At 66.9% G+C, this 11,200-nt stretch carries 13 protein-coding genes; 6 read left to right on the top strand and 7 right to left on the bottom strand.

Translation table 11 applies throughout. The features are described from left to right. Positions 1 to 8: 8 nt before the first annotated feature. The 4 genes from BLS56_RS23870 to BLS56_RS23855 are packed head-to-tail and all read right to left on the bottom strand — an operon-like array spanning position 9 to position 3,746. Entirely contained in the window at positions 9 to 386 is a 378-nt protein-coding gene (locus BLS56_RS23870) for a hypothetical protein (protein ID WP_091455091.1), read from the bottom strand. Further along, the gene (locus BLS56_RS23865; RefSeq protein ID WP_139190949.1) at positions 383 to 1,129 is read right to left on the bottom strand and encodes a hypothetical protein; all 747 of its coding nucleotides are present in this window, start codon (positions 1,127 to 1,129) and stop codon (positions 383 to 385) included. Before BLS56_RS23865 ends, BLS56_RS23870 begins: the two co-directional genes overlap by 4 nt. Next, positions 1,126 to 2,475: a restriction endonuclease subunit S gene (locus BLS56_RS23860; RefSeq protein WP_091455083.1), complete on the bottom strand. Its 1,350-nt coding sequence runs from the start codon at positions 2,473 to 2,475 to the stop codon at positions 1,126 to 1,128. The genes BLS56_RS23865 and BLS56_RS23860 overlap by 4 nt, the downstream gene beginning before the upstream one ends. Then, the gene (locus tag BLS56_RS23855) at positions 2,466 to 3,746 is read right to left on the bottom strand and encodes an N-6 DNA methylase (RefSeq protein ID WP_175483008.1); all 1,281 of its coding nucleotides are present in this window, start codon (positions 3,744 to 3,746) and stop codon (positions 2,466 to 2,468) included. The genes BLS56_RS23860 and BLS56_RS23855 overlap by 10 nt, the downstream gene beginning before the upstream one ends. Before the next feature lie 912 nt (positions 3,747 to 4,658). On the opposite strand from BLS56_RS23855, the gene BLS56_RS31730 reads away from it, so the two are divergent. Next, entirely contained in the window at positions 4,659 to 4,796 is a 138-nt protein-coding gene (locus BLS56_RS31730) for a hypothetical protein (RefSeq protein ID WP_175483007.1), read from the top strand. Positions 4,797 to 4,843: 47 nt separating this feature from the next. On the opposite strand, the gene BLS56_RS23850 is transcribed toward BLS56_RS31730, so the two are convergent. The 3 genes from BLS56_RS23850 to BLS56_RS23840 form a co-directional block, all read right to left on the bottom strand. Continuing rightward, positions 4,844 to 5,134: a hypothetical protein gene (locus BLS56_RS23850; RefSeq protein ID WP_091455075.1), complete on the bottom strand. Its 291-nt coding sequence runs from the start codon at positions 5,132 to 5,134 to the stop codon at positions 4,844 to 4,846. Positions 5,135 to 5,688: 554 nt separating this feature from the next. Beyond that, positions 5,689 to 6,423, bottom strand: a complete 735-nt coding sequence (locus BLS56_RS23845; protein ID WP_091455071.1) for a GntR family transcriptional regulator — start codon at positions 6,421 to 6,423, stop codon at positions 5,689 to 5,691. Between the two features lie 33 nt (positions 6,424 to 6,456). Then, positions 6,457 to 6,990, bottom strand: a complete 534-nt coding sequence (locus tag BLS56_RS23840) for a GntR family transcriptional regulator (protein WP_091455066.1) — start codon at positions 6,988 to 6,990, stop codon at positions 6,457 to 6,459. Positions 6,991 to 7,255: 265 nt separating this feature from the next. Here BLS56_RS23840 and BLS56_RS23835 point away from each other — a divergent pair, with 265 nt between their 5' ends. From BLS56_RS23835 to BLS56_RS23815, 5 genes are all read left to right on the top strand, one after another. Then, positions 7,256 to 7,948 carry a 6-carboxytetrahydropterin synthase gene (locus BLS56_RS23835; protein WP_091455063.1) on the top strand — a complete coding sequence of 231 codons (693 nt, stop codon included), beginning with the start codon at positions 7,256 to 7,258 and terminating at the stop codon, positions 7,946 to 7,948. Continuing rightward, positions 7,945 to 8,649 (top strand): 7-carboxy-7-deazaguanine synthase QueE, encoded by a 705-nt coding sequence (locus BLS56_RS23830; protein WP_091455059.1) that lies wholly within the window; start codon positions 7,945 to 7,947, stop codon positions 8,647 to 8,649. The genes BLS56_RS23835 and BLS56_RS23830 overlap by 4 nt, the downstream gene beginning before the upstream one ends. A gap of 70 nt (positions 8,650 to 8,719) precedes the next feature. Continuing rightward, a complete protein-coding gene (folE, locus tag BLS56_RS23825) occupies positions 8,720 to 9,334 on the top strand; it encodes a GTP cyclohydrolase I (RefSeq protein ID WP_091455054.1) in 615 nt (204 codons plus the stop codon). After that, entirely contained in the window at positions 9,334 to 10,152 is an 819-nt protein-coding gene (locus BLS56_RS23820) for a hypothetical protein (protein WP_091455052.1), read from the top strand. Before folE ends, BLS56_RS23820 begins: the two co-directional genes overlap by 1 nt. Continuing rightward, positions 10,149 to 11,192, top strand: coding sequence for a hypothetical protein (locus BLS56_RS23815; protein WP_091455050.1), 1,044 nt, complete (start codon positions 10,149 to 10,151; stop codon positions 11,190 to 11,192). The genes BLS56_RS23820 and BLS56_RS23815 overlap by 4 nt, the downstream gene beginning before the upstream one ends. The last annotated feature ends 8 nt before the right edge of the window (positions 11,193 to 11,200 follow it).

The raw sequence follows: 11,200 nt of genomic DNA, 5'->3' as shown, positions 1-11,200 counted from the left end.
TCCTCTCGCTACCGTCGCCGGTTGAAAATGTTGGTGCCTTCCACGACGAACTGCTCGATGAGGAGCTCGCGCACCTTGTGCTCTGGCAAGCTGGTTTCGTTTGCTACCGCCCGCACCGCGCTTGCTAGCGGAACACCGGGGCGGCCGTCGAAGAACTTCTCGACGGCTTTTCGTACGTGGCTGTCGTCGGTTACCGCCGTTCCCCGCGCCGCCCACTTCTCGGTACCTGTCCGCTCGAGCGTCGGGTCGAGTCTCATCAGCAAGAGGGCCCGCTCGGCACCTCCCACCTCCATGAGCTCGAAGACGGCCTCCGCAACGCGCTCTGGCGTTGCGGGACCGCGGTCGATCAGGAAGTCGCGGATCTTCGAGGTGATTGGGCCGATCATGCTTCCTCCTTGATCGGGAGGCGCAGCTGGGCGTCGGTCACCTCGCCCCGCGAAGTATTCTTCAAACGCCGGATGTCCTTGACCGGCGTGAGCTGCAGGGCCGGCCAGATCGCGGCGACGCCGTCGATGACCAGCAGGTCCTGCGGATCCAACCACGCCGAGTGACCAACGAGCTTGCGCTCCCTCGGGTTCGCGGCTTCGTCGATGATGCGGCCGAAGATCGCGCAGAAGTCGCGGGCGCGTCGCGTGACCGTGCCCTTGCTGTAACAGAAGCTCCAACGCCGCAGGACGCCAGCGACGACGTCCAGGGCCGGCACGTCGTCGCCAGTCACGCGCATGACCTCCTCAAAGATCGCGCGGCCGCGAACCCCTTCGGGGATAACGCGAGGCCCGAAGCGAGAGCTGACGTAGCGGCGCCCGAGACTGGTCGGGCGGATCGCATCTTCCTCGATCAGCCGGGCCCAGCGCGCGGCCGCCAGGTAGTAGTGGACGTTGCGGACGTTCTTGAATTTGATCTTGTGCTGGGGCCACGTCGGGTCATCCTCGCCGAACACGACCATCTCGACGAGGCGGTTCAGCAGAGCCAGTTGCGTGGCTTGTCGTTCGACCCGACCGAGTGACATGTTGTCACCCGGCACGACGGCAAAGCGGCGCGCCGACCCAAGTGCCCGCGTGAGCACACCACGCCGCACGAGGCGACTCCAGCCCCCAGGAGAGCTCATGCTCGTCGCCACGGCATTCACGGCGTCACCTTCCGGAGGTAGTCGTCGGCAGCTTCGATGAGCGCGGTCCGCGCCAGCAACGCCTCGCGGCGACGCTGCATCGCTCGGGTGAGCCGGGTCTCGAAGTCCTCTCGCCAGACTTGACCCAGCACCGGGACGAGCAACTCGTCGAGGTCGCGCTTGTTGACAAATCGCTGCACGGACCCGGAGGAGAGCAGCCGGAGCTGCGTGCGAACGAGGGGATGGGCGAGCGTGACGGCGAAGACGCGGGGCGTCTCGTGGAAGCGGAGGGCGGTGAAGGTGGCGCTCCCAAGGAGCGGCTGCTCCTCGGGTCCGAGCTCCTCGTCGAGGTAAGCGACCTGGTCGCCGGAGCCCGTCGTGCACAGCAGGACATCGCCCACCTCGAGCCGCTGCCGCATGCGAGAGGACAGGTCGGACAGGGGCCGAACCTCGCCGCCCTCGACGAGGAAAGTGCTCTCGTTCACGTCGTCGGCCTGAACGGCGAAGACCTCCTCGTCATCGGTGAGGCCACGGAGGCTCGTGCCAGCGGGCTTCGCAAGCTGGAGCAACGGCCGCATGGCCGATGATGCTCCCGAAGAATGGCGGAACACGCGCCCGCGGTTGAACGGGACGTCCCATCGGTCTGCCAGATGCGATCGGAGAACCTCGATGGCGCTGCTGGGGGGCTTGACCCCGGAGACGCGGTGGTCTATCTCAGTGTGGATCGCCGTCACCACCGCGTTGAACTCGGCGCGGGCGCTCGCGGTCAGGTCGACGGCCTGCTGGTACTGCAGCCCGAGCGACTTCTGCAGGCTGCGCGGGGGCAGCGGGATCGGGAGGCGCGCGATGTCCAAGAGGCGAAGGCGCGGCAGCGCCGACGAGCCACCGCGGTACGCGAGGTCACACAGGATCCGGTTCAGCGTCGGCGTGCAGAACACGGCGGCCAAGTACTCGGGCAAGACCGCCGGCCGGGGCCGGATGATGGTTAGCTCCGACGACACGGCGAACTCTGCAGGCATTCCCGACTGGACCGCGGCCGCACGAAACGGCTGGGCTGCCCGCGTGAACAGGACGTCATTCTCCTGGACATTGATCCACTTGGCGGCGGTGCCGTCGACGTGGGCCATGCCGCTCAAGTCCAGCTCGCAGGGCCGCACATTATTCAAGCGGAGCATCGGGATCCCCGATGCAGCCGAAGGCAGACGGGCCCCGTCGTGGATGGCCTCGACGATATCCTCGAGGCTAACGTGTCGACTGCCCTCCGAGCTCATCGTCGACCGCACCAACTCGCGCCCGAGGTAGAAGGCCGGGTCGAGGCGAACGTGCTGCTTGCCGAGGTCGGCGCGGGAGAGTGTGGCTACGCGCATGTGGCCACCTCCCGTTCGAGGAAGTCGTCGAGCTTCGACCGCGCCGCGCGGATGTCGTCGAGGAGGTCGTGCGCCTCCACGTCGACCATGAGGATTGGGTAGTCGTCGGCGAGCGCCTGCTTGCGGAGCATCACGATGGAGCACTTCACCCCCGTGCCGCGGAAGCAGGTTCCGGCAGGCAGGCTGACGACCGCCAGCAGACGTGCGCGTTCGAGCAGCCATTCGCGGAAGTCCGCCTGCCCGGCGCTGGAGAGCAGGCCTTCGGGCAAGACGGTGACGAGGAGAGCGCCATGGGCCATCGCCGCAAGCGCGTGCTCGATGAACAGCAGCTCTGCAGGCACGCGGCTGCGCGCCTTGCCCCCGCGTTTCGACAACTCGAACCGGCCCAGCTGGACTCCGCTCAGCTGGAGGCCGAACGGCGGAACGACGATCACGCCGTCGTAGGACCTGTCGAGGTTCGTCTGCAGGAAGTCAGCAAACACGAGCTCGACGGTCGGAAGCAGGCGCTCCAGCAGCGGCTCGAGTAGGCGAAGCTCAGCCGGAAGAAAGATCGTGCCTTCCGCGCCGAGGAGCGCGGCGATCTCCGACCCCGCTCCGCCCGAGACCAGGAGACGACGAGCGCTGAGCTGATGTGCGCGCACCAAGGGCGCCACGCTCTCGGTCAGCCCGGAGAACTGCCCCTTGTCGGGAAGCAGTGAGGACAGCGCGACGACGAGACGGACCAACTCATCGGACGCGTTCGGGTGGAGTCGAAAGCCGGCCAGAAGCGCAGCCGCCGTGCGGAGCAGTTCTACTGCGACCGGCTCGTCACCACCGAGACGCGAGACGGGCACGCCGCCCGTGGGGCGGACGAGGTCCGGCCCGAACACCTCATCGCCATCCAGGCGAGCGACCATCTGCGCGACGCCCAGCTTCGCCGCATCACCGTGACCGGCGGCCGCGCGAATCAACTGCCCCCAGGCGCCGAGGACTCCAGCCGACGGGAAGTGGCTGCGGTCGGCGACGGGCAGTGCCCGCACGGGGACGAGCCCTTCCTGCTCGCGAACATAGAACGACGGATAGCTGCCGCCGTCGACGATCACGAATGCGTAGCCCTTGCCCGCGAGGAGCTCGAGGGAGCGGTCGGACACATCACCGCGCTTGGGGCGAAGCAGCACACCGCGCTCGCCGCCGAGCACGAACTCCCCAGCGAGCGCCAGCCGTCCGATGACCGGCTGCGCGGCGTCGGTTACGTCGATCCCGAGGCTGCTGAGGTAGGCGCTCGCGTCCAAGACCATCTCTCCGTCACGCGCTCACGCGCCCATTGGGTCTCGAAGGTAGTCAGGTCGAGAAGTGTAGTCAAGAGGGATCACGCGCTCACCTTCCCAATGACTCCAGAGACGGCCCGCATCGCCATAGCGGGGTCATCAATAGTTCCAGTCCGCGGCTGCGCACGACCGGCACCCGGACATTCGGACTAGCCATCGGTGAGTTCATGGAACTAGTCGCGCCGGCGAGGCGTCGTCCACGCCGCCGACGACCTCCATCAGGCGGTGGCAACCGGGCCGCTGGGGACTGGCGTCAGGGCGGCACGCTGGCCGATGCACCGAATCACTGCCTGGTACATCGGTGGACGGCGCCCAATGCCCGCACCGTGTCCAGCACGAAGACCTGGGCGTGGTGACCGGCGCGGTCCAGCCGAGCTGGGCCGGCGTTGTCGTGGCGGTCGGCGTCCGCAATCGTCCGTTAACCCTACCCTGCGGGGCATGGTGTTTGGCGGCGCACCCGGATCCGCGCGTCCGGCGCGACGAAACGAACACGGTGCCCACGGCTATAGCCAGCAGGGCGGGAGTCGGCCTGGGTGCCGGGATGGCTGGGATTGCGCTGAACGCGGCTGCGGGCCGGGTCGTTCCCGGGCAGGTGCGGACGGAATACACCGCCAGCGGCGAGGGCGAGGGCGAGGGCGAGCGTGCAGCCGTTTCGGGTCGGCGGGGGCGCGGTCGGGCAGCCGGGATCTGCAACAAGGCGACAAGATTCGACACGACGATCGCGGCGGGGTGCCAGCCGCTCGACTTGATGGCCCATTCGCGACGCCGGAACCTGGCGGGCCGAGCAGCGCACCATGGCGCTCACCGAGTGCTTCGCCTCCAGCACGGTGGCGACGACGACCTTCGACACAGGGTCCGAGCCGACCGGCCTGAACGATGCGGCCGTCACAGCTGCGCGTAGACGCTCTCGCTGCCCTGGCCTCCAACGGCTGGCGGCGGCACGGCGACCCAGGACGCCGCGCCGACGTGCTCATCCTGATCAAGGTAGTGGCGACGGCCTTGCCCGCCTCCTGACCAACCCAAGCGCCTCGGGTCTCTTTGACGCGCGTCGCGCAAGTGCTTCAGGTGGTCCGGGAGTCGATCGCCCCGGTCTTGAGCATCTGCTCCCACACGCGGAACACGCCTCGCGCGTGATCGGTGGTGTTCCCCACCACCAGCGCCTGACCATTCCCCGCGGCGGCTTTGGGCGCCGTGGCCGGTGCCTTGCGGGTCAACGTGGCCATGAACGATTGCAGGTACCGGAGTTGGATGGCGCTGACCGGCCAGCCTGCTTCCAATGCGGCGATCACACGGTTGGTGCGCGCCCGCGGTGCCGGGCCGTCGGCGGGCGTGTAGTCGACCAGGACCGGCACCGTCTCCCTCCGAAATCATGCGGAACGGCTCCGCGGTGCAACTTCAACCGTATTGACAGCGAGCGTGCGAGCAAATCTAATCGGCTTGATCTTCTCTCGTCGCTGGACACCTACAACGTGCGGAAGTGGTCTTGGGTGTCTCAATGAGGCATTCCTATTCTGGAGTTTCTCCGTTTGGGTTGTACCCGCATCCATGCACTCGACGCGGCTTCAACCTGCGCGGATAGGATTACCGCCAGGTGTCATTCTGCAACTGCCTGTTCCCGGTGTCACATTTGGCCAGCCGCGCCTTCAGCGCCGTGAGTGCCCGGGCTCTCGGTGCCTGAAGCAACGACATTGGGATGCGCAGAAAGCGGGGTTGTGTGGTTCTGATTCAACGCGTGCTTTCGGGTATATTGTGAGCGACAGCGTCGTGGAAGATCATTGGCTGTCCCGGTTGACCGGCTTGGCTGAGCTGCGGGAGTTGGTTGGGGATGTTAACGCTGAGGTCAGCTGAGTCGGCTCGCGGGCGGTGCTCGCGCTCGCTGTCGGCACCGGGCGTCACTGGGAGTTTACTACGGCTCCAGCGACTCGGTTTCTGTAATCTGGCGGTACAGAAGTTCGTACAGGTGGGCGCCTTTGATCAGAACGGAAGCTTCGACCGGTTGTTCGTTGTGGCTGTAGATGACACGCAACTGGCGGATCACCGGCGTCCCGTCGGGCAGGTCCAGTGTTTCGACCTCCTCCACAGTAGGAGGGCGGGCCGAGATCCGGTCGACAAAGGTCCGTTGAGGGAATCCGAGGTCGGCGAGCACCTGGGGAGCACCGCCTCGGATCTTCGCTGCCTTGACGAGGCTGGTGCCTTCGGCGATCTCGGCGGGATAGTACGACGCGGACAGCTCTACAGGTTGGTCGTCGTGTAGGAGCAGTCTGGTGCGGACGATCGTGGTTGCGCCTGGTGTCAGCCGCAATCCTTCAATGATGTCCGTCGGTGGGACGACGTTGTCGACGGTGAGTAGTTGGTAGCGGAACCGGCCTGGTTCCGGTGGGATGTAGGCCGAGGCGTCGATGACGAACGGCTGCCTGTCGCGGACGAAGACTCCCTTGCCGACACGGCTGTCGAGGAAGCCTTCGTCTTTCAACGCCTTCAGCGCGTGCTGGATGGTGGCGTTCGCGGCGGAGTAGCGCGCGACGAGTTGCGCGGTGGAGGGCAGTTGCGTACCTGGCTTCAGCTCACCGCGCATGATGAGATCGCGCAGTTCCGCGGCGATCTGCTGGTGCCTGGGCCGCAGGTCACGCGCGCGGGGCAAGGTCGGCTCCCGGAGTTGTCAGGGCGATCATGGTCATGGTGTCAGCTCATAGCGCAAGCGCCGCCCCTCGGCGACCATCGTCATCATGCTGGCCTCGACGGGCCGATCATTGTCGGTGAGGAGTACGCGGGCGAGCAGTAGCACGCAGGCCAGGGCGTCCAGTTCCAGCGCGGCCTGTTCGTGGGGCGTGGCCAAGCGTGCGCTGACGTCTTCGCGGACGCGGCGGGGTGGGTGGCCGAGGTCGGCCAGGAGGGCGACGGCGCCGCCGCGGATCTTGCGGGGTTCGGCCAGCTTGGTGCCGCGAGCGATGGTCGCCGGGTAGTACGAGTCGGTCAGTTCGACCGGGTGCTCGTTGAACAGCATCAGGCGGCGGCGCACGACGACCGGCTCGCCAGGGTTCAGGTCGAGCATGTCACTGACCACCGCGGAAGCGGGCACCTCTTCGACGCTCAGCAGCTTCTGCGTTCCGGAACCGCCGTGCTCGGCCGCCTCGGCTGCCCAGACGTCGCCGCGCTGGCCGCTCGCGTACGGCATTGACACGCTCGTCCAACGGCCAGTGCTGGCCATCACTTGCCTCCTTGAGTCGCGCGGCCTACGGGTGCGCTCCCACCTGTCGACCTTAGCCGTAGGGCAGCAAGGTCACGCTCGACACCCACAACCATCTTGTCACCTTTCGGATATCGCAGTAAGGTTGCGAGTGTAGCGAATGGGCTACAGAACGTCACCGCCTGGCTTGCGGCCACGGTCCAGTCACCACAGTGACCGGCCCGGCATGGGTGGTTCGCCAGCGCTCATCTACCGAGCGCCATTCGGCATGACCGAAGGGAGCTACATGAAGGTCAATGACGAAACATCTGCCGCACGCGGACAGATCACCGTCTCGCAGTCGTTCGGCTTCAGCGCCAGCCACGAGTTGAGGCTGTTGCCGACCAGCCACAAGTGCCGCCGCAACCACAGGCACAACTACACCGTGACCGCCACCGCCCTCGTGCGCGACGGTGACCACAGCGACCTGTCGCCGCTCGGCGACTACCTGACCTCGACGTTCGACCACCGTCTGCTGAACGAGCAGGTCGACTTTCATCCGACGAGCGAGCTGCTCGCTGGTCATCTCGCCGGGTGGTTCCACGGCAACATCAAGTCGGCGATGCCCGCTTCGCTGCTCGCGATGACGGTCTCGGAGACGTCATCCACCTCGGCCCGCTGTGACGGCGTCACTGGCGAGATCACGATCTCGAAGACGTTCAAGTCCGGTCGCGGCGACGTGACCCTGATTGTGGGGGCGGACGGACTCGACGAGGTCGGGTTCGTCACCGACTTCGGCGACTTGAAGCCGTTCGCGGCCTACCTCCGTGGGCCTGCTGCCGCTGAGGCGGGCTTGGCTACCACTGGCCCCGCGCTGGCTGACCATCTGGCTGGCTGGTTCATCGACAACATCGAGCCGGAGATCCGCGGCCGCCTCGTATCCATCCAGGTCATCTCCGGGACAACGACTGCGCTGTGCAAACGAGGCGATGCCTCGTGACACCGCTCGCGTTTCTACCTGGGCGTGCCGAGGGCACAGCGGTCCTGACCGAGAAGTTCGAGTCGTTCCAAGGTGAAGGCCCATGGACCGGGCAGCGCTGCGTGTTCATCCGGTTCTCCCGGTGCAATCTCAAGTGCGGCTTCTGCGACACCCCGGAGAGTTGGGACTGGAGCCGATACAACCCGACAGAGGTGAGCGAAAGGGTCCCCATCGCGGACTTGGTGACGTGGGTGCGTGAGCGCGACGTGGACTTGGTGGTGATCACCGGCGGTGAGCCGATGCTGCAGCAGCCCGCCATGACGGCTCTCGCCCGCGGCTTGACGGGCGTGCGGATACAGGTCGAGACCAACGGCACGATGGAGCCCACCCCGGAACTGGCCTCCCTGATCGATCTCTGGGTGGTAAGCCCGAAGCTCGCCAATTCCGGCATGGACTACTCGGTTCGGATCAAGCCCCCGGCGCTCACCGCCTTGGCCGCGACGGGCCGCGCCGTGTTCAAGTTCGTCGTCACCGACCCCGGCAGCGACCTCGATGAGATCGCCCAGCTCGCCGAAGAGTGCCAACTGGAGCCGGTCTGGGTGATGCCCGAAGGGACCACTCGGGAAACGGTCCTCGCCGGTATGGACGCGCTCCACGGCCCTGCCGCTGAACGCGGGTGGAACGTCTCCACTCGCCTCCACATTCTTGCTGGCGTCCGCTGACAGCGGTGCAACGAACCTCCAGTCGACGCTGCTACCCCTTTCCCTTGCCCCGGAAGCGAGGCACAGCCCAATGACCAACATCATCCACAACACAGCCCAGATCCTGGCGCCGCCGGGGCAAGTCGACACCGAGCGCGTGGCCGGCCTTGTCGGCGAGCTCTTGGCCGCCATCGGCGAAGACTCCACACGGGAAGGACTGGCGGACACGCCGACCAGGGTCGCCGCCTGGTGGCGTGAGTTCTTCTCCCCGGAACCGTCGGCGGCCCCGACCTGTTTCACCGAGCACCACCTGAGCGGCCAGTTGGTCGTGGTCGGCGGCATGAGTGTCTGGTCGCTGTGCGAGCACCACCTGCTGCCCATGAACCTGGACGTTTCCGTCGGCTACCTGCCGGAAGGGCAGGTGGTGGGCCTGTCCAAGTTCGGACGCGTCGCGCAGCGGCATGCCGCACGTCTCCAGGTGCAGGAACGTTTCACCCGGCAGGTCGCCGACGAGATCGCCGAGGCGATCGGCGGCGACAACGTCGCGGTCTCGGTCCGCGGCACGCACCTGTGCATGAGTGCGCGGGGCGTGCGGATGGACGCGGCCCGCACGACCACGGTGGAGACCCGCGGCCGGTTCGAGAGCGATTTCGTGCTCTCCCAACAGTTCCTCACCCTCACCACCGACCGGAGGCGGGGTGCCTGATGGCCAAGAGCATCGACTTCTCCGTGATCGCCCCGCCCGCCTACCTGGACGCCTTCGTGGCCCAGGACCCCGCCCGGGTCCACCACGTTGCGGCGCAACGGGTTCTGACCGATGACACCTACCGCGAGTTCTTTCACCGCGAGGCTCAGCGCGGCGCGGAGATCGTCATCGACAACGGGGTCTTCGACCTCGGCCACGCGCTGCCCGCCGCCGACCTGGTCACCGCGGCCCGCGCGGTCGAGGCCCGCGAGATCATCCTTCCCGACGTCATGCGTGACGGGCCCGCCACTATCCAGGCCAGCGACAAGGCCGCCCGCGAGATCCGAAACTTGGGCGACGAGTTCCGGTTGTGCGCCGTGCTGCACGCGGCGAACGATCAGGAGTGGCTGCGCTGCTACGACCACTTCGCGTCCAGCGACTATGTCGGGGCGATCGCGCTGCCCGCGTCCCGGCGTCCCGCGCCGGAGAATCCGCTGTGCCGTACCCGATGGGCGGCAACCCGATTCCTGGAAGACCACGGCCTGATCGAGGACCGGATCGTCTACCGACTGCTCGGCCTCGGCCGCACTGGGCACTTGGAACTTGTCGAACAACGCGAGCATGAATGGATCGCCTCGGTCGACGGCGCCGCTCCCGTCATCCTCGGGGCGATGGGGATCGCCATGGAGCCTGATGGCCCCTACGAGAAGCCCGCGACGCCTCGGATCGAGAACCTGGGCCCCATCGCAGAGGAGCGCTTCACCCTCATCCGGCGGAACATCGACGTCGTCCGCGAGGCGGCGGGCAGCAACGTGCGCATCCCGGAGACCACCCGATGAACCTCCTCACCAGCACGGCGCTGCGCGCCGAACCCATCGAGGTGAACGGGCACACGATGGCTCCGGATCGCCTGCTGCGCTACCTCCAGATCAAGGTGCACCACCTCATCCAGGACCACGACTGGGACAGCATCCGGGTCGTCGGCGGCTACGACCGCCACGCCGTGGTCTCCGCCCACGAGAAGACCGGCAAGCTGTTCAACATCGAACGCCCCACTGCCGAGGTGCACGGTCGAAGCCTCATAGTCAAGGCGTTCCCGGGGGTCGACTACGTCCACCACTACGGGCTGATCCTCGCGACCTACCTGGCGATGACCGGCAAACCCGCCGACATCGTCAGCTATGAGTTACCCGCCCCTGCGGTGTCCCGTGACGCGGTGGGACGACTCACCCTCGACCTCGACGGCGACCTCGTGATCGTCGGCTGGGGACTGGCGCACCTCGCCCCACCGCACGGGGTGTGGACTTACGGGCAGGGCTACGCCTGGCAACGCACCCACGTCCACGGTCGCCGGGTCGTCTACCTCGGCTTCCTGCACAGCATCTGGGGCGACGTCGCGGGCCGGGTCGTCACGCGCCTGGCCGAACTCGGCGCCCGTGACGTCGTCTATGTCGGCAAGGTCGGCGCGTTGACCCCCGAGATCGAGCCAAACACCCTGCTCGCCACCGGCAACACCAGCTTCGTCGGCGGCACCCCCGTCACGTGGCACGACTTCTTCGGTGACTTCGCCGCAGCCCAACCAGGCGTGCACGCCGGTGTCCACGTCACCTCGCCCTCGATCCTGCTGGAGAACCGGGAGTGGCTGTCCCAGCACGCAAACCATGCCTTCGTCGACCCGGAGATCGGTCCCATGGGGACAGCCGCTCGGAACGCGGACATCGGTTTCGGCTACCTGCACGTCATTTCCAACAATCTCGCCCGCCACTACCCCGCGGACCTGTCCAACGAGCGTCACCGCGACGTTGTCCATCGGCGCACAGCCCTGATCACCCGCATCCGCGACATCATCGCCGCCCGCCTCGCCGTCTGCCCGGCCTGAATCCTCAC

It is taken from the genome of Actinokineospora iranica (genome assembly GCF_900101685.1).
Classification (GTDB): domain Bacteria; phylum Actinomycetota; class Actinomycetes; order Mycobacteriales; family Pseudonocardiaceae; genus Actinokineospora; species Actinokineospora iranica.
This window is presented reverse-complemented; position numbering and strand designations above follow the sequence as displayed.